At 73.4% G+C, this 16,456-nt stretch carries 18 protein-coding genes; 12 read left to right on the forward strand and 6 right to left on the reverse strand.

Features of this window, described 5'->3' with window-relative positions:
* Positions 1-115: 115 nt before the first annotated feature.
* From ACZ4UB_RS24455 to ACZ4UB_RS24465, 3 genes are all read right to left on the reverse strand, one after another.
* Entirely contained in the window at positions 116-1,045 is a 930-nt protein-coding gene (locus ACZ4UB_RS24455) for an NADP-dependent oxidoreductase (RefSeq protein WP_468073151.1), read from the reverse strand.
* Positions 1,046-1,107: 62 nt separating this feature from the next.
* A complete protein-coding gene (locus ACZ4UB_RS24460) occupies positions 1,108-1,896 on the reverse strand; it encodes a DUF2470 domain-containing protein (RefSeq protein WP_468073153.1) in 789 nt (262 codons plus the stop codon).
* Between the two features lie 47 nt (positions 1,897-1,943).
* Positions 1,944-2,579, reverse strand: coding sequence for a TetR/AcrR family transcriptional regulator (locus ACZ4UB_RS24465; protein WP_467958587.1), 636 nt, complete (start codon positions 2,577-2,579; stop codon positions 1,944-1,946).
* 98 nt (positions 2,580-2,677) lie between these two features.
* Here ACZ4UB_RS24465 and ACZ4UB_RS24470 point away from each other — a divergent pair, with 98 nt between their 5' ends.
* From ACZ4UB_RS24470 to ACZ4UB_RS24485, 4 genes are all read left to right on the forward strand, one after another.
* Positions 2,678-3,073: a cell division protein SepF gene (locus ACZ4UB_RS24470; RefSeq protein WP_354379113.1), complete on the forward strand. Its 396-nt coding sequence runs from the start codon at positions 2,678-2,680 to the stop codon at positions 3,071-3,073.
* A 75-nt stretch (positions 3,074-3,148) separates the two neighbouring features.
* Positions 3,149-4,510, forward strand: a complete 1,362-nt coding sequence (locus ACZ4UB_RS24475) for an AAA family ATPase (RefSeq protein ID WP_468073365.1) — start codon at positions 3,149-3,151, stop codon at positions 4,508-4,510.
* A complete protein-coding gene (locus ACZ4UB_RS24480) occupies positions 4,507-4,890 on the forward strand; it encodes a nucleotide pyrophosphohydrolase (RefSeq protein WP_468073156.1) in 384 nt (127 codons plus the stop codon). The genes ACZ4UB_RS24475 and ACZ4UB_RS24480 overlap by 4 nt, the downstream gene beginning before the upstream one ends.
* Before the next feature lie 125 nt (positions 4,891-5,015).
* Complete coding sequence (locus ACZ4UB_RS24485) at positions 5,016-5,501, forward strand: DUF6099 family protein (RefSeq protein WP_468073158.1); 486 nt, start codon at positions 5,016-5,018, stop codon at positions 5,499-5,501.
* Positions 5,502-5,557: 56 nt separating this feature from the next.
* Here ACZ4UB_RS24485 and ACZ4UB_RS24490 read toward each other — a convergent pair whose 3' ends face one another.
* Positions 5,558-5,830: a hypothetical protein gene (locus tag ACZ4UB_RS24490; protein ID WP_468073375.1), complete on the reverse strand. Its 273-nt coding sequence runs from the start codon at positions 5,828-5,830 to the stop codon at positions 5,558-5,560.
* Between the two features lie 198 nt (positions 5,831-6,028).
* Here ACZ4UB_RS24490 and ACZ4UB_RS24495 point away from each other — a divergent pair, with 198 nt between their 5' ends.
* Positions 6,029-6,544, forward strand: a complete 516-nt coding sequence (locus ACZ4UB_RS24495) for a GNAT family N-acetyltransferase (RefSeq protein ID WP_468073160.1) — start codon at positions 6,029-6,031, stop codon at positions 6,542-6,544.
* Between the two features lie 55 nt (positions 6,545-6,599).
* On the forward strand, positions 6,600-7,460 hold the full coding sequence (gene mmuM / locus ACZ4UB_RS24500; protein ID WP_468073162.1) for a homocysteine S-methyltransferase: 861 nt from the start codon (positions 6,600-6,602) through the stop codon (positions 7,458-7,460).
* A 12-nt stretch (positions 7,461-7,472) separates the two neighbouring features.
* Here mmuM and ACZ4UB_RS24505 read toward each other — a convergent pair whose 3' ends face one another.
* Positions 7,473-7,613 (reverse strand): hypothetical protein, encoded by a 141-nt coding sequence (locus ACZ4UB_RS24505; RefSeq protein WP_468073164.1) that lies wholly within the window; start codon positions 7,611-7,613, stop codon positions 7,473-7,475.
* 178 nt (positions 7,614-7,791) lie between these two features.
* Between ACZ4UB_RS24505 and ACZ4UB_RS24510 the strand changes: the two genes are divergently transcribed.
* The 5 genes from ACZ4UB_RS24510 (at position 7,792) to argF (ending at position 14,937) form a co-directional block, all read left to right on the forward strand.
* Complete coding sequence (locus ACZ4UB_RS24510) at positions 7,792-9,276, forward strand: 3' terminal RNA ribose 2'-O-methyltransferase Hen1 (RefSeq protein WP_468073166.1); 1,485 nt, start codon at positions 7,792-7,794, stop codon at positions 9,274-9,276.
* Entirely contained in the window at positions 9,273-11,858 is a 2,586-nt protein-coding gene (locus tag ACZ4UB_RS24515; RefSeq protein ID WP_468073168.1) for a polynucleotide kinase-phosphatase, read from the forward strand. Before ACZ4UB_RS24510 ends, ACZ4UB_RS24515 begins: the two co-directional genes overlap by 4 nt.
* Positions 11,859-12,049: 191 nt before the next feature.
* Positions 12,050-12,517: a hypothetical protein gene (locus ACZ4UB_RS24520; RefSeq protein WP_468073170.1), complete on the forward strand. Its 468-nt coding sequence runs from the start codon at positions 12,050-12,052 to the stop codon at positions 12,515-12,517.
* Positions 12,518-12,563: 46 nt separating this feature from the next.
* Entirely contained in the window at positions 12,564-13,790 is a 1,227-nt protein-coding gene (locus ACZ4UB_RS24525; protein WP_468073172.1) for an arginine deiminase, read from the forward strand.
* Positions 13,791-13,929: 139 nt separating this feature from the next.
* Positions 13,930-14,937, forward strand: coding sequence for an ornithine carbamoyltransferase (gene argF / locus ACZ4UB_RS24530; protein ID WP_468073175.1), 1,008 nt, complete (start codon positions 13,930-13,932; stop codon positions 14,935-14,937).
* Between the two features lie 30 nt (positions 14,938-14,967).
* Here the strand turns inward: argF and ACZ4UB_RS24535 are convergent, their stop codons facing one another.
* Entirely contained in the window at positions 14,968-15,381 is a 414-nt protein-coding gene (locus ACZ4UB_RS24535; protein WP_468073177.1) for an ATP-binding protein, read from the reverse strand.
* 243 nt (positions 15,382-15,624) lie between these two features.
* Here ACZ4UB_RS24535 and ACZ4UB_RS24540 point away from each other — a divergent pair, with 243 nt between their 5' ends.
* On the forward strand, positions 15,625-16,452 hold the full coding sequence (locus ACZ4UB_RS24540) for an enoyl-CoA hydratase family protein (RefSeq protein WP_468073179.1): 828 nt from the start codon (positions 15,625-15,627) through the stop codon (positions 16,450-16,452).
* Positions 16,453-16,456: the final 4 nt, after the last annotated feature.

The following is a 16,456-nucleotide window of genomic DNA, read 5'->3' on the forward strand; positions in this document are numbered from 1 at the left end:
CCCCAACAGCACCTCCCCCTTGCTCCCCCCTCCCCCCCCCCCCCCTCCCCCCCGCCCCCCCCCCCCCCGCCCCCCCCCCCCCCCCCGCCCCCCCCCCCCCCCCCCCGGAACCGGGTCAGACGGTCAGCACGATCTTGCCGCGGGTGCGGCCCGTCGCGCTGATCTCCCAGGCCTTCGCCGCCTGGGCCAGCGGCAGGGCGTGCTCCACGTGCACGGTGAGCTTGCCGTCGTCCGCCAGCCGGGCCAGCGCGGTCAGGTCGGCGGTGTCGGGGCGCACCCAGAGCTGGTGCGCGCCCTTGGCCGCGGCGCCGGGGTCGGCGATGGAGACCACCCGGCCCCGCTCCTTGACCAGCCCCTGGAGGACCTCGACGGCCCCGTCCCCGAAGAAGTCGAGGCCCGCGTCGACGCCTTCGGGTGCCAGCGCGCGGATCCGGTCGGCCAGGCCCTCGCCGTAGAGCACCGGTTCGGCGCCCAGCGAGCGCAGGTAGTCGTGGTTGTGCGCCCCGGCGGTGCCGATCACCCGGGCCCCGAGGGCGACCGCGATCTGCACGCCCAGCGATCCGGTGCCGCCCGCCGCCGCGTGGATGACCACGGTCTCGCCCGCGGCGACCCCCACCCGGGCCAGCGACTGGTAGGCGGTGAGCCCGGCCAGGGGGACGCCCGCGGCCTGTTCGAAGGTCAGGGCGCGGGGCTTGCGGGCCAGGGTGCGCACGGGGGCCGAGACCAGTTCGGCGTAGGTGCCGAGCTGCACCCATTCCTTGCGGAGGTAGCCGTACACCTCGTCGCCCACGGCGTACTCGGAGGTGTCGGCGCCGAGGGCCTCCACGACGCCGGCGACGTCCCAGCCCGGTATGACCGGGAAGCGGGTCTCCGTGGTCGCGTCGAGGTATCCGGCGGCGATCTTCCAGTCGACCGGGTTGACCCCGGCGGCCTTGACCCGGACGAGCACCTCGCCGGGGCCGACCTTGGGTTCGGGTGCGTCGACGAGTGCGAGGCTGCCGGGGGCGCCGTCGGTGCCGTAAGCGGAGAAAGTGATTGCCTTCATGATCGCTCCAACTCCCCTTGATCCAGGGCTATTCCGGCGCGACCGGGGCGATATCACGCCATTCAGGCGGGCAGGCTGTTGCGGTGCGAGAGCCGCCGCGCCGCGGCCAGCAGGGCCTGGATCTGGACCCCCGACTGCTCGACGTCGTCCAGCGGGGAGGGGAAGGGCAGGCGGACGTCGCGGTGCCCGACGCGCTCTTCGAGCCGCAGGGTGATCCCGTAGCGGTCCATGGCGAGCGGCAGCGCGCGCAGCACCGTGTTCGCGGGCTGCGGCTGGACCAGCCGCAGCAGCAGGGTGACCAGTTCGTTGTGCTCGTCGAGCAGGTGGGTGAGCATCCCCGACTCGTAGGCGGCGAGCGGGTCGGGGCGGGCCGCGTCGAGCTCCCGCAGGCCGATGTACGAGCGGCCCTCGTCCGTCTCCAGGACGGCCCGGCCGAATTCCACGCAGGTGCTGGTGTCGGAGCCGTCGGAGCCGTCGGCGTACGGGGTCAGCAGGTGGCCGAGGATCGTGACCCGGGCGCGGACCCGGTCGCGCACCGGGGTCGAGGCGATGTCCGTGAACTCCAGCCGGATCGCCGGCCTGCCGTCGTGCAGCGGGGAGCGCCCGCCCGGCGGGTTCCCGGCGGCCGGTGCGGCCGGGTGCAGGTGCAGGCGGCCGAGCACGTCGGCGCCGTCCAGGTGGCAGACCTCGGTGCGCACCCCGTCGGCGATCACGGTCATGGAGTGGGCGGCGGCCAGGATGGACCGCACCCGTTCCGCGTCGCTGGGCCGGGACGGCGCCGACGCTCCGGACCCGGCGGGCGCGGGGGTGTCGGATGCGGCCGGGTGGGCAGGGTCGCCGGACATGCGCATGCGGATCTCTCCATCGTCCCGGGGTGGGCTAGTTAGGTATGCCTAACCTAACCCATCTCGGTGTCGCTGAGTACCCGGCGCGCCAACCGGTCCAGGGTCCGCATGATCCGCTCCCGGCTGAGGCCGAGGGTGTGCCGCTGGTGCTGGTAGACCTCGGGCGCCAGCGGACTGAGCAGGATGTCCACACCGCTCTCCGGGTCCTCCATGCCCGCGTCCGCGAGCAGGGTCCGCACGTGGGCCCGCCAATGGCTGTACGCGGCGCCCGTGAAGCGGGCCGGGCCGTGTTCGGCGCCCAGCGCCAGCGGAAGGTGACGCTCCAGCAGGTCGAGGGCGGCGGAGTAGAAGGCGGACAGCCGCTCCGCGGCGGGGGCGCCGGGGCCGAGCGGCGGCGGCCCGTAGGCGAGCCTGCCCTGGAGGGCGCGCTCGTGTTCGTCCAGCAGTGCGACCGCGATCGAACGCGGGTCCGGGAAGCGGCGGTAGAGGGTGGCCCGGCCGACCCCGGCGGTCTTGGCGATCCGGTCCATCGTTACCGTGCGGGGGTCGTGCTCGGCGAAGAGCTGCTCCGCCGCGGCGAGTATCTGCGCGTGGTTGCGTAACGCGTCCGCGCGCTTGACGAACCGGGCTGCGGGGGCCGTGCGACCCGCCGGTTCACGGACCGCGGGGATCTCGTCGCGAGGGGTCATGGCGGCGACCCTACGTGCTTCGTGTCGCTGTTGGGCTGAACGGGTGAAACGCGAGAGGATGGGGAGATGCACAAGAAGCGTCTGGCCAAGGCGGCCTGGTGAGCAGGTACGACGTCACCGATGAACAGTGGGAGGGCCTCGCGCAGGTGGTGCCCCTGCGCAGCCGCAACGAGTGGCCGTCCAGAGTGGACCACCGCACCATCCCGACGGCCCCCGGCGCCGCCGTCTCGGCGCAGCGCCGGTTCGTGGTGATCAGGGTGCAGATCTTCGCGGACGCGCGCGAGGTGGCCGAGTACCTCATCGCGCAGATCCCCGTGCTGCTCGACCTCACGGGCGCCGACAGCGAAGTGGCCAAGCGCATCCTGGACTTCAGCAGCGGCGTGGTCTTCGGGCTGGGCAGCGGCATGCACCGGGTGGACCGCAACGTCTTCCTGCTCGCGCCGGTGGGCACCGAAGTGGAGGGGATCGCGGCCGCGGCCGTCCCCCGATCGTAGGAAGGTCGCGGCGGCGGAACGGTTCAGCGCGCTCGGGGGTGCCCGGCCGGCCCGTAGCGTCCGGGCATGGACGCCATGTTGGACACCACGTCGGACGCCACGTCGGGCGGTACGTCGCACAGCACCCGCAGTGCCCCCGCCGCCGCTCCGCCCACCCCCTTACCCCCGCCCGTCCCACCCGCCCCTTCGCCCCCGGCCGCCCCCTCCGTCACGGCGTCGCCGGCCGCCCACGTGCCCGCCCCGCGGCCGTACGTCGACCGGCGCGCGGGGACCGCCGCGGCGCACCCGGGGGCGGGACGAGCCGCCGCGGGAGCGCCGTACGCCCGGCCCGCCGTCACCGAACTGCGCCTGTCCGCCTTCGCCGCGCACCGCGCGGCGGTCTTCCCGCTCGGCCCGGTCACCCTCTTCGCCGGCCCCAGCGGCAGCGGCAAGTCCCAGGCCCTGGCCGGGTACGAGGCCCTCGCGCGGCTCGGCTCCGGCGCCGACCTGGCCGAGGTGTTCCCGGATCCGGTGGCCCTGGTGCCGCAGCGCTCCCGCCCCGACGCGCAGCGCCGCCGCGGGTTCCGGATCGGCTGCACCGTCGACGGGCCCGTGGGCCCGGTCCGCCTCGACCTCGCCGTCCAGGCCGAACCCGCCCTGCGCATCGTCGGCGAACGACTCACCGCGGGCGAGCAGATCCTGCTGAACACCGCGCTGCGCGACCCCGGGCGCCGCTCGGTCCAGGCCGCCTGGCTGACCGGCGGCTCCACCGGCGTCACCCGGGCCCCCTTCCCCGACGACCGGCTCGGCACCGCGCTGCTGCCGCTGCGGGTGGCCGGGAGCACGGAGGGTCAGCGACAGGTGCTCGCCGCCGCCGAACAGGTGGTGATCGCGCTGCGGTCGGTGTTCCCCTGCGACCCGCTACCCGCCGCGATGCGCGCCCCCGTGCCGCCCGGTCCGGGCCGGCTGCGCGGCGACTGCGGCAACCTGGCCGACGTACTGCGCCGGACCCGACAGGAGTGCGGCACCCGGTACGCCCTGCTGACCGAGGCCGCCCGCACCGGCTGCGCGGGCCCGGTGGAGGGGCTGGGGGACCGGACCACGGCCGACGGGCGGGTGCTGGCCGAGCTGCTCCGCGGCGACCTCCCGGCGACGGAGCTGGGCCGGCTCGGCACGGGAGAGCTGCGCTTCCTCGGGCTGGCCCTCGTCCTGCTCACCGGTCCCGGGGTGCTGGCCGTCGACCAGAGCGCCGAACTCCTGCCCGCGCAGCAGGCGCTGACCGTCCTCGCCGACGGCTTCGACCGCGGCCTCGACCGGGCCCAGCGCGCCGAACTGCTGCGCCTGGCCCTGCTCTCGTGCGGCCGCGGGCACGTCCGGCTGGTGGCGGCGGTGGGCGAGGAGGTCGCCGACATCGCCCGGGAGCGGGCGGGGGTGTCGGTGGTAGACCTGAACCCATGAACGAGAACCCCTCACCCGAGCCCGCGCCGGACGAGCGGCTGGTGCTGCTCCAGCGGCGGCTGGCCGCCTTCGCGGCGGCGCGCGACTGGCAGCCCTTCCACACGCCGAAGAACCTGGCGGTGGCGCTGAGCGTGGAGGCGTCCGAACTGGTCGAGATCTTCCAGTGGCTGACGCCCGAGCAGTCGGAGCGGGTCATGGAGCGGCCGGACACCGCGCACCGTGTGGCCGATGAGGTCGCTGACGTGCTGGCCTACCTGCTGCAGTTCTGTGAGGTGCTGGGGGTGGACGTGCTCGATGCGCTTGCCGCGAAAATCGACAGGAATGAACTTCGTTTTCCTGTGAAGGGCACTTCGGAAGCAAATTGTCACTCTTCGGAGTGATGGCGCTGTCCACAACCATGTTTGTGTCCACAGATTTCCGAATACCCCTGGCTTTACTGGCTCGTTGCCCTCACTCTGGGTAGTGATAGGGGAACAGTGGGGTGTCGTGCGGACGGGGGCGGCATATGGACGCGGTACGGCTGATCGCGGCCGGCCGACATGCTCTGGCACAGAGTGGGGCGGCCATGGACATCGTGGGCGAGGCCTGGCAGGCCCAGGCCCTCGCGCAGGGAATAGGGGGATGGTTGGCCATCACGGGGCCGCCGGAGCTGAGAGCGGAGGCCCGGGGCCTGGGCGAGGCGGGGACCAGAGGCTGCGGGGTGATCGATCGGGCCGCGGTGCGCGGCGAGGGCCGGGTGCCCGACTATCCCCCGAGAGCGGCCCAGTTGACCGAGGTGGCGGATGTCCGCCAGTGCCTGCTCGGGCTCCAGGCGTTATTGGGCGAAGTGGGCATAGCGCTCGTCGGGGTGGCCTGTGCCACGGACGACGAGGGTCTGTACTGGCAGTGCATAGAGTCGATCGACGCGGCGGACGAGACGAGCGACCGCGTACGGGCGATCCTGCGCCGGATGACGGTGCGCGAGCGGGGTTCCGCCTCGGGCGTGGTCTGAGGGGCAGGTCCCGCCGTACCGGGGCGGCGGGACCCACGGGATCTCGGGGGACCCGCTCAGCGGGCTCCGAAAGGCTGCTCGCTCTCGGCGGCGCGGCCCGGAGCCGCGATGGTCCCCGCGGAGCGCCCCGCGGAGGACTGGAGATCGGCGTCGAGGTCGCAGAGGTCGGCGTTCAGCGCCGCCATCAACTCCTCCATCTGCTGCAGGAGCCCCTTGGGTGTTCCGCCGCCCTGGGCGGGAAGCCCGGAATCCTGGTGGCCCTGGTGTGCCTGGTGCTCTGCTGCCTGTCCGGTCTGTCCGGGGTGCTCTGGCACGGACTCGTGGGACATGGCGGCCTCCTCGGCCCTGGCCCTTCCGGAAGCGGAAGGGGGCGGTGGACGCGCTGGCGAAGGCCGCCGGCGCGCGGGCCGGGCGGTCCGGCTCCGTCCGAGCAAACGATCCCCCTCGGCGCTGGACACTGGCGGGGCCGGAGCGGGGCCCTTCCGGTCGACCCAGATTCACCCGGCCGGGTCGGGCAGACTGGGTCCGTGCTGATCAGACGAGAGACCCCGGCCGACCTGGCCGCCGTAAGGGCGGTGACCGCCGCTGCCGCCTACAAGCCGCGGGACGAGGTTCCCGTCGAGGTGTCCCTGGCGGACGCGCTGCGGACCGGCGGCTGGGCGCTGCCGGCCCTGTCGCTGTTGGCCGAGAACGGCGAGGGCGAGGTCGTCGGCCACGCCCTCTGCTCCTGGGGTCGCGTCGGCACCGCCCGGGTCCCGAACCTCAGCCTGCTCGGCGTGCACCCCGCGCACCGGCGGCGCGGGGCCGGCTCGGCCCTGGTCCACGCGCTGCTCGGCGCCGCGGACGCCCTCGACCTCCCGCTGATCGTCGTGCTCGGCGACCCCGAGCTCTACGGGCGGTACGGCTTCCGCCCCAGCACGGACGTCGGCATCGTCGGCCAGGAGCCGGGCTGGGGCGACGCCTTCCAGGTCCGCACCCTGACGGCATACGATCGGTCGATACGGGGCGAATTCATCTACCCTGAACCGTTCGACCAGGTCTGAGACGTCTCGCCGGCGGGCCGGCCCGCCCGTCGGCAGCGCAGGAGGAGGTCCCGCGATGTCCCGTGCCCGTACCCCGCTGGCCGACGCCCTGCGCGAGCGGACGGTGATCCTGGACGGCGGGCTCGGCACGCAGCTCGACGACCAGGGCTGCGACCTGTCCGGCGGGCTGTGGTCGGCGCGCGTGCTGGCCGAGCAGCCGGAGCAGGTGGCCGCCGCGCACACGGCGTACGCGCGGGCGGGGGCCCAGGTGCTGATCACCGCCAGCTACCAGGTGGGCTACGCGGCCTTCGCCCGCCACGGCTACGACCGCCGCCGGACCACCGCCCTGTTGGGCGACGCCGTCGCGCTGGCCGACCGGGCGGCGCGGGCCGTGGAGCACGAGGTGTGGGTGGCGGCGTCGGTCGGCCCGTACGGGGCCGTGCTGGCGGACCGTTCCGAGTACCGCGGCCGCTACGGGCTGAGCGTGCGCGAGCTGGCCGCCTTCCACCGCCCCCGCGTCGAGGCCCTGTTGGCGGCCGGGGCCGACGTCCTGGCCCTGGAGACCGTCCCGGACACCGACGAGGCGCGGGCACTGCTGTCGCTGCTGGCCGGCACGGGGGCGCGGGCCTGGCTGTCCTACACGGTGGCGGGGGAGCGCACCCGGGCCGGCCAACCGCTCGCCGAGGCCTTCGCCCTGGCGGCGGCCGCGCCCGAGGTGATCGCGGTCGGGGTCAACTGCTGCGCGGCGTCCGACGTCCTGCCCGCCCTGGAGGCGGCGGCCCGCGTCACCTCGAAACCGCTGCTCGCGTACCCCAACGACACCTCGGGCACGGCAGATTGGCCGCTCGCGCAGTGGGAGCGGGCGGGCGCCCGCCTGATCGGCGGCTGCTGCGGGGTGGGCCCGCGGCGCATCGCCTCCCTGGCGACCCCCACCTGAGCCGCACCCGCGTCAACCCCGCCGGCAGGCGCCGAGGGTCGCCAGCCACTGGACCGCGGCCCGCCCGGGCTCGTCGCGGTCGGCGTCCAGGGCCGTGGTGAGGTTGATGACCGCGCCGCCGGAGAGCGGGAAGCCGTCGTTGCCCGTGGGCACGCCGACGGTGCGCTGCTGCCGTCCGTGGAGACGAACGATCCCACCCTGCCCTCGCCGAGCGGCGGCACGGCGGCGGCGAACATCGGCCACACGTTCCCGCCGTGAGCGCCGCCAACGGGCATGCGCGGCCGCTAAAACGCATTGTCGGCGCTCGTGCGCCCTGCACATACTGAAGCGCATGTTCATGACGATCACGACCACCGGCGACGCCGAGAAACCAGCCACTGACCTGGGCTTCCTGCTGCACAAGCACCCGCAGAAGGCGCAGGCGTTCAGCACCTCCCACGGCACCGCGCACGTCCTCTACCCCGAGGCGACGCCCGAGCGCTGCACCGCGGCGCTGCTGCTGGAGGTGGACCCCTTCGCCCTCGTGCGCCGCGGTCAGGTCCGGGGTCGGGGCGGGGCGCCCGACGCCGCGCTCGCGCAGTACGTCAACGACCGTCCCTACGCCGCCTCGTCCCTCTTCGCCGTCGCCCTCGGCGCCGTCTTCCGCAGCGCGTTGAACGCCCGCTGCGCCGCCCGTCCCGAACTGCCGCAGCAGGTGCGTCCGTTGCGCGTCGAGATCCCCGTACTGCCCGCGCGCGGCGGCCCGGAGCTGGTGCGCCGGCTCTTCGGCCCGCTCGGCTGGAGGGCGGTCGAGGTCACGCCCGTACCGCTCGACACCCGCTTCCCGCAGTGGGGCGACTCCCGGTACGTGCGCCTCGTGCTCGACGGGGAGCTGCGCCTCGCGGACGCCCTGCGCCAGCTCTACGTCATGCTGCCGGTCCTCGACGACTCCAAGCACTACTGGGTGGCCCCCGACGAGGTCGACAAGCTGCTGCGGGCCGGTGACGGCTGGCTCGCCGCGCACCCCGAGCACGGCCTCATCACCAGCCGCTACCTGGCCCGCTCCAAGCGGCTCACCCGGGACGCGCTGGAACGCCTGGAACTGGTCCGGCTCGCCGAGTCCGACGGCAGCGAGGTCGAGGAACTCGACGACTCCGCGCCCCAGAAGACGCCGGACGCGGGCTGGAGCGTGCCGCTCGCCGTGCAACGGCGCGCGGCGATCCTCGACGCCCTGCGCGCCGCGGGCGCCCACCGGGTCCTCGACCTCGGCTGCGGACAGGGCCAGTTGATCCGCGCCCTCATGGGGGACGCGTCCTTCACCGAGATCGTCGGCGTGGACGTGTCGGTGCGGGCGCTGACCGTCGCCGCTCGCCGCCTGGACCTGGAGCGGATGGGCGAGCGGCAGAGCGCGCGCGTCCGGCTGACGCAGGGCTCCCTCACCTACACCGACAAGCGGCTGACCGGCTACGACGCGGCCGTGCTCAGCGAGGTCATCGAGCACCTCGACCTGCCGCGGCTGCCCGCGCTGGAGTACGCCGTCTTCGGCTCCGCCCGGCCCGGCACGGTGCTGGTCACCACCCCCAACGTCGAGTACAACGCCCGCTGGGAGACGCTGCCCGCCGGCGCGGTCCGGCACGCGGACCACCGCTTCGAATGGACCCGCGCCGAGTTCCGCGACTGGGCCGGGCGGGCCGCCGCGCGCTTCGGCTACGCCGTGGACTTCGTGCCCGTCGGCCCGGACGACCCCGAGGTGGGGCCGCCCACACAGATGGCCGTCTTCCACCGGCGTGACACACCCGGATCCACCACCGCCCCGAAGGAGGGCAACGCCGCATGAGCACCACCGAAGCAGAAGCGACGACCACCGCACCGCGGCCGCTGCCCGTCACCGACCTCAGCCTCGTGGTCCTGATCGGGGCCACCGGCTCCGGCAAGTCCACTTTCGCCCGCAAGCACTTCAAGCCCACCGAGGTGCTCTCCTCCGACGTCTGCCGGGGCCTGGTCGCCGACGACGAGAACGACCAGGGCGCCAGCAAGGACGCTTTCGAGGTCCTGCACCACATCGCGGGAAAGCGCCTCGCCGCCGGGCGGCTCACCGTCGTCGACGCCACCAGCGTCCAGCCGGAGGCCCGCCGCCAGCTCGTGCAGCTCGCCCGCGCCCACGACGTGCTGCCCGTCGCGATCGTCCTCGACCTGCCCGAGGAGGTGTGCGCCGCGCGCAACGCCGAGCGCCCCGACCGGGCCGGGCTGCCCCGGCGGGTCATCCAGCGCCACCGGCGCGACCTGCGCCGTTCGCTGCGCGGTCTGGAGCGCGAAGGCTTCCGCACGGTGCACGTCCTGCGCACCGTCGAGGAGGTCGAGGCCGCCCAGGTCGTCCTGGAGAAGCGGTTCAACGACCTCACCCACCTCACCGGCCCCTTCGACATCATCGGTGACGTCCACGGCTGCGCCTCCGAACTGGAGACCCTGCTCGCCGAGCTGGGTTACCGGGACGGGGTCCACCCCGAGGGCCGCACCGCCGTCTTCGTCGGCGACCTCGTCGACCGCGGCCCCGACAGCCCCGGCGTGCTGCGCCGCGTGATGGGCATGGTCAAGTCCGGCCACGCCCTCTGCGTGCCCGGGAACCACGAGAACAAGCTCGGCCGTTACCTCAAGGGGGCCAAGGTCCAGCACACCCACGGCCTCGCCGAGACCATCGAGCAGCTCGCCGGTGAGGACGAGGAGTTCGTGCGCGAGGTCCGGCAGTTCATCGCGTGCCTGGTCAGCCACTACGTGCTCGACGGCGGCAAGCTGGTCGTCGCGCACGCCGGCCTGCCCGAGAGATACCACGGCCGCACCTCCGGCCGGGTCCGCTCGCACGCCCTGTACGGCGACACCACCGGCGAGACCGACGAGTTCGGGCTGCCCGTGCGCTATCCGTGGGCCGAGGACTACCGGGGCAAGGCCGCCGTGGTCTACGGCCACACCCCGGTCCCGGACACCACCTGGATCAACAACACCCTCTGCCTCGACACCGGCGTCGTCTTCGGCGGCCGGATGACCGCGCTGCGCTGGCCCGAGCGCGAGCTGGTCGACGTACCGGCCGAGCGGGTCTGGTACGAGCCCGCGCGCCCCCTCGTGGCCGCCGCACCCGGCGGGCAGGACGGCCGCCCGCTGGACCTGGCCGACGTCCAGGGGCGCCGGACGGTGGAGACCCGGCACCTGGGCCGGATCACCGTGCGCGAGGAGAACGCGGCGGCGGCCCTGGAGGTGATGAGCCGCTTCGCGGTGGACCCGCGCCTCGTCCCGTACCTGCCCCCGACCATGGCGCCCACCGCGGCCTGCGCCGAGGAGGACTTCCTGGAGCACCCCGCCGAGGCCTTCGCGCAGTACCGCGAGGACGGCGTCGAACGGGTCGTGTGCGAGGAGAAGCACATGGGCTCCCGCGCCACGGTGCTGCTCTGCCGGGACGCCGCGGCGGCGCGGGCCCGCTTCGGCGTCACCGGTGGCGTGACCGGCTCCGTCTACACCCGGACCGGGCGGCCCTTCTTCACCGATCCCGCCCTCACCGAAGAGGTGCTCGACCGGCTGCGCGCCGCGGTCACCGGCGCCGGCCTGTGGGAGGAGCTGGCCACCGACTGGATGCTGCTCGACGGCGAACTGCTGCCCTGGTCGCTGAAGTCCACCGGTCTGCTGCGCCACCAGTACGCCGCCGTGGGCGCCGCGGCCGGCGCGGTCTTCCCCGACGCCCTCGCCGCCCTGGACGCCGCCGCAGCCCGCGGTGTGGACGTGGGCGAACTGGCGGACCGACAGCGGCAGCGCTCCGCCGACGCCGCCGCCTTCAGCGAGGCCTATCGGCGCTACTGCTGGCCGACGGAGGGGCTGGAGGGGGTGCGCCTGGCCCCCTTCCAGCTGCTCGCGGTGGCGGGCCGGTCCCTGGCGGCCGTACCGCACGACGAACAACTGCGCTGGCTGGACCGGCTGGTCGAGGCCGACGAGCGCCGAGCGAAGGAGACGGGCGGCGGCGCGCTGCTGCGCCGGACCGAGCGGATCCTGGTGGACACCGGCGACGCGGAATCCGTGCGGGCCGGCACCGACTGGTGGTTGCGGCTCACCGCGGAGGGCGGCGAGGGCATGGTCGTCAAACCGCTGGCGGCGTACGTGCGCGGCGGGCGCGCGCGGCTGGTGCAGCCGGGGCTCAAGGTGCGCGGGCGGGAGTACTTGCGGATCGTCTACGGTCCCGAGTACACGCGGCCGGAGCACCTGGAGCGGCTGCGCGCACGGTTCCTCGGGCACAAGCGCTCGCTCGCCCTGCGCGAGTACGCGCTCGGGTTGGAGGCGCTGGACCGACTGGCCGGGGGCGAACCGTTGTGGCGGGTGCACGAGGCGGTCTTCGCGGTGCTGGCGCTGGAATCGGAACCGGTCGATCCGCGGCTGTGAGCGGCCGGCCGGCGCCGCGGGCCGTGTGAACCCGCGCGCCCCCGATTAGGTCGTATGGGGGAACTTTGCCGTGGAACTCCCTGGAAACACCGGGCGGGATCGTTCTTCCAGGGCAGCGGAATTATCCGCGACCCTGGAAGGACGGAACGTCAGATATGAAGATGACCGCGCGCGGAAGCCTTGCGGCGCTCATGACCTGTATGGCCGCGGCGGGTGCGGCGAGCCCGGCCCTCGCGGACTCGGTGCCGGTGGGTGTCCCGCTCGACGCCGTGGAGACCTCGCTCGGCGTGGACACCCCGCGGGTGGCCACCGGGGTGCCCGTGCCGGTCGTGGGCGCGCCCGACGTGCCCCGGCACCACACCGGGGACCTGCTCCCCACCCCGCTCCTGCCGACCATCCCGGTCGGCGCCGAGCTGGGTCGCACCGGGATCACCTCGCCGGTGCCGAACCTGCTGGGTCGTCCCGAGACCGACGGTGAGGGGTCGCTGGACGCACCTGCCACGACCCTGCTCGCCCGCACCGGAGGAGTGATCGTCGGAGCGCCCCTCACGATGCCCGACGGGAGCAACTTCGGCCTGCCGAACGTGGTCGCACCCAAGCTGGGAGTGATCGCCCCGGAACTGCGGGGTGCCCCTTCGGCGCTGCTCGGCCTGCGCTGAGCCAACGGCACGTCAAAAAGCCGTCCGGTCTGCGAACGTGTACGCCATGGGATTCCATGTCGACTCCGAGACCGGGCGGCTGCGCCGCGTCATCCTCCACCGCCCCGATCTGGAGCTGAAGCGGCTGACGCCGAGCAACAAGGACGCGTTGCTCTTCGACGACGTGCTGTGGGTGCGCCGGGCCCGGCAGGAGCACGACGGTTTCGCGGACGTGCTCCGCGACCGGGGCGTGGAGGTGCACCTCTTCGGTGACCTGTTGAGCGAGTCCCTGGACATCCCGGAGGCGCGCCGCCTCGTACTGGACCGGGTCTTCGACGAGAAGGAGTACGGCCCCCTCGCCACCGACCACCTGCGGACCGTCTTCGAGGCGCTGCCCTCCGTCGAGCTGGGCGAGGCGCTGGTCGGCGGGATGACCAAGCGGGAGTTCCTGGAGCGGCACAGCGAGCCCGTCTCGGTCCGCTTCCACGCCATGGAACTGGACGACTTCCTGCTCGGGCCGCTGCCGAACCACCTCTTCACCCGCGACACTTCGGCCTGGATCTACGACGGCGTGTCCATCAACGCGATGCGCTGGCCCGCCCGACAGCGCGAGACCGTGCACTTCGAGGCGATCTACAAGCACCACCCCCTCTTCACGGCCTCCGGCGCCTTCCACTACTGGACCCAGGGCCAGGCCGACTACCCCTCGACCATCGAGGGCGGCGACGTCCTGGTCATCGGCAACGGCGCGGTGTTGATCGGGATGAGCGAGCGGACCACCCCGCAGGCGGTGGAGATGCTGGCGCGCGGCCTGTTCGCCGCGGGATCGGCGACCTCCATCGTGGCCCTGGACATGCCCAAGCGGCGGGCGTTCATGCACCTCGACACGGTGATGACGATGGTCGACGGGGACACCTTCACCCAGTACGCGGGGCTCGGCATGCTCCCCTCCTACACGATCGAGCCGGGGGGCGACGGTCAGGAACTCAAGGTCACCGACCACCCCCCGGAGCACATGCACCGGGCCATAGCGACGGCGCTCGGTCTCGATTCCATCCGGGTGCTCACCGCCACGCAGGACGTCCACTCGGCGGAGCGGGAGCAGTGGGACGACGGCTGCAACGTGCTGGCCGTGGAGCCGGGCGTGGTCGTCGCCTACGAGCGGAACGTCACCACCAACACCCACCTGCGCAAGGAGGGCATCGAGGTGATCGAGATCCCGGGCAGCGAACTGGGCCGGGGGCGCGGCGGGCCGCGCTGCATGAGCTGCCCCGTGGAACGCGACGCGGTCTGAGGGCGGCGGGGGCGGGGCCGGGGGCGGCTGCCGTCGGTCGCGGGGGCGGGGCGGGATGCATACAGGGGCCTGTATATCAATGCAGAGGATCGTATAGACTTCCAGTATCCCCTGTCACCGCGACTCTGGAGCGTTCCCCATGGCCACCGATCTCGCCGGCCGCAGTTTCCTCAAGGAGCTCGACTTCACCGCCGCCGAGTTCCGCGGCCTGGTCGCGCTGGCCGCCGAGCTCAAGGCCGCCAAGCGGGCCGGCGCCGAGGAGCGCCGGCTCCAGGGCCGCAACATCGCGTTGATCTTCGAGAAGACCTCCACCCGCACCCGCTGCGCCTTCGAGGTGGCGGCCGCCGACCAGGGCGCCCACACGACGTACCTCGACCCCTCCGGCTCGCAGATGGGTCACAAGGAGTCGGTCAAGGACACCGCGCGGGTGCTGGGCCGGATGTTCGACGGCATCGAGTACCGGGGCGACAGTCAGGCCGTGGTCGAGGAGCTGGCCGCGCACGCCGGCGTCCCGGTCTTCAACGGGCTCACCGACGACTGGCACCCGACGCAGATGCTCGCCGACGTCCTCACCATGACGGAGCACTGCCCGGGCCGGCCGCTGGAGCGGATCGCCTTCGCCTACCTGGGCGACGCCCGCTTCAACATGGGCAACTCCTACCTGGTGACCGGCGCCCTGCTCGGCATGGACGTGCGGATCGTGGCGCCGCGCGCGTACTGGCCGGCCGAGTCGGTCGTGGCGGCCGCCCGCGCACTCGCGGCCACGAGCGGCGCCCGGATCACCCTCACCGAGGAGATCGCCGAGGGCGTGGCCCAGGCCGACTTCGTCATCACCGACATCTGGGTCTCCATGGGGGAGCCCAAGGAGGTCTGGGACGAGCGGATCGCGGCCCTGTCGCCCTACGCCGTCACCATGGACGTGCTGCGCGCGACGGGGAACCCGGACGTCAAGTTCATGCACTGCCTGCCCGCCTTCCACGACCTGGGCACCAAGGTGGCCCGGGAGATCCACGAGCAGCACGGCCTGGAGTCGCTGGAGGTGACGGACGAGGTCTTCGAGTCCGCGCACTCCGTCGTCTTCGACGAGGCGGAGAACCGGCTGCACACGATCAAGGCGGTCCTGGTCGCGACGCTCGCGAAGCCGTAGCCGTAGCCGTAACCGCCGCGGTAACGGGGATCAGCGCAGGGCGGCGGGCGGTCGCGCGGGCAGGGTGAACCAGACGGCCTTGCCGTGCGCGGTGGTCCGGTGGCCGCAGGCGGAGCTGAGGGCCCGGATCAGCAGCAGGCCGCGGCCGTGCTCCTGCCAGGGGTCCGGCTGCCGCGGGGGCAGGTCCGCGGGGGGTCGGGGGTCGCCGTCGTGCACCTCGACCTGGCAGCCGTTGGCCAGGAGTTCCACGACCAGCTCGATGGGGGCGTCGGGGCTGGTGTGTTCGACGGCGTTGGCGACCAGCTCCGCGGTCAGCAGCTCGGCGGTGTCACTGTCCGCGGACGCCTCGATCTCCGCGAGCGCGGTGCGGACCAGGGCGCGGGCGATCGGTACGGCCGCGGTCGTGTGCGGCAGGGTGATCCGCCACGCGGAGGCGTCGGGCATGCGCGTCCGTCCGTTCCGTCGAGGAGGTTGGCGAGGGGTCTGACGAAGAGATCCTGCTTTCAACGATACGAAGTGGAACTCCGGGGGCGTAGGGCACCCCGGCGCGAGCGCGGGGGACCAGCGTTCCTTCCCCGGGGGACCTTCGGACACGCGACGTGCCGACATGGCAACTCCCTCCTGTGTGGCGTTCTCCTGTGTTGCGTTTCCCTGACGACAGTCACGATCCGGTGATACGGTCACCGTGTGAGCCCCTTCACCGGTTCCGCAGCCGCCACCGAACGGTGGCGCCACATCCGGTTGACCCGCCAGGACGGCGTGGCCACCGTGACCCTCGACCGCCCCGACAAGCTGAACGCGCTCACCTTCGGCGCCTACGCCGACCTGCGCGACCTGCTGTCCGAACTCTCCCGCGAGAGATCGGTGCGCGCCCTCGTGCTCGGCGGCGAAGGCCGCGGCTTCTGCTCCGGCGGCGACGTCGACGAGATCATCGGCGCCACGCTCGCGATGGACACCGCGCAGCTCCTCGACTTCAACCGGATGACGGGACAGGTCGTCCGGGCCCTGCGTGAATGCCCCTTCCCCGTAATCGCCGCACTACACGGGGTAGCCGCAGGAGCCGGGGCGGTGCTCGCCCTCGCCGCCGACTTCCGGATCGCCGACCCCACCACCCGCTTCGCCTTCCTCTTCACCCGGGTCGGCCTCTCCGGCGGCGACATGGGCGCCGCCTACCTGCTGCCCCGGGTCGTCGGCCTCGGCCACGCCACCCGACTGCTGATGCTCGGCGAACCCGTGCGGGCCGCCGAGGCCGAACGCATCGGCCTGCTCAGCGAACTCACCGAAGAGGGCAAGGCCGACCAGCGCGCCGCCGAACTCGCCGAGCGCCTCGCCAGCGGCCCCGCCCTCGCCCACGCCCAGACCAAGGCCCTCCTCACCGCCGAACTCGACATGCCGCTGGCGGCCTCCGTGGAGCTGGACGCGGCCACCCAGGCCCTGTTGATGAACGGCGAGGACTACGCCGAATTCCATGCCGCCTTCACCGAGAAGCGGCCACCCCAGTGGAGGGGGAGGTAGCGCC

The organism is Streptomyces sp. NPDC028419 (genome assembly GCF_055565515.1).

Excerpts from the sequence above, each read along its gene's own strand:
- ACZ4UB_RS24455 (WP_468073151.1), bottom strand. The coding sequence starts at position 1,045 with ATGAAGGCAATCACTTTCTCCGCTTACGGCACCGACGGCGCCCCCGGC.
- ACZ4UB_RS24460 (WP_468073153.1), bottom strand. The coding sequence starts at position 1,896 with ATGCGCATGTCCGGCGACCCTGCCCACCCGGCCGCATCCGACACCCCC.
- ACZ4UB_RS24465 (WP_467958587.1), bottom strand. The coding sequence starts at position 2,579 with ATGACCCCTCGCGACGAGATCCCCGCGGTCCGTGAACCGGCGGGTCGC.
- ACZ4UB_RS24475 (WP_468073365.1), top strand. The coding sequence starts at position 3,149 with ATGTTGGACACCACGTCGGACGCCACGTCGGGCGGTACGTCGCACAGC.
- ACZ4UB_RS24480 (WP_468073156.1), top strand. The coding sequence starts at position 4,507 with ATGAACGAGAACCCCTCACCCGAGCCCGCGCCGGACGAGCGGCTGGTG.
- ACZ4UB_RS24485 (WP_468073158.1), top strand. The coding sequence starts at position 5,016 with ATGGACGCGGTACGGCTGATCGCGGCCGGCCGACATGCTCTGGCACAG.
- ACZ4UB_RS24490 (WP_468073375.1), bottom strand. The coding sequence starts at position 5,830 with ATGTCCCACGAGTCCGTGCCAGAGCACCCCGGACAGACCGGACAGGCA.
- mmuM (WP_468073162.1), top strand. The coding sequence starts at position 6,600 with ATGTCCCGTGCCCGTACCCCGCTGGCCGACGCCCTGCGCGAGCGGACG.
- ACZ4UB_RS24510 (WP_468073166.1), top strand. The coding sequence starts at position 7,792 with ATGTTCATGACGATCACGACCACCGGCGACGCCGAGAAACCAGCCACT.
- ACZ4UB_RS24515 (WP_468073168.1), top strand. The coding sequence starts at position 9,273 with ATGAGCACCACCGAAGCAGAAGCGACGACCACCGCACCGCGGCCGCTG.
- ACZ4UB_RS24520 (WP_468073170.1), top strand. The coding sequence starts at position 12,050 with ATGACCTGTATGGCCGCGGCGGGTGCGGCGAGCCCGGCCCTCGCGGAC.
- ACZ4UB_RS24525 (WP_468073172.1), top strand. The coding sequence starts at position 12,564 with ATGGGATTCCATGTCGACTCCGAGACCGGGCGGCTGCGCCGCGTCATC.
- argF (WP_468073175.1), top strand. The coding sequence starts at position 13,930 with ATGGCCACCGATCTCGCCGGCCGCAGTTTCCTCAAGGAGCTCGACTTC.
- ACZ4UB_RS24535 (WP_468073177.1), bottom strand. The coding sequence starts at position 15,381 with ATGCCCGACGCCTCCGCGTGGCGGATCACCCTGCCGCACACGACCGCG.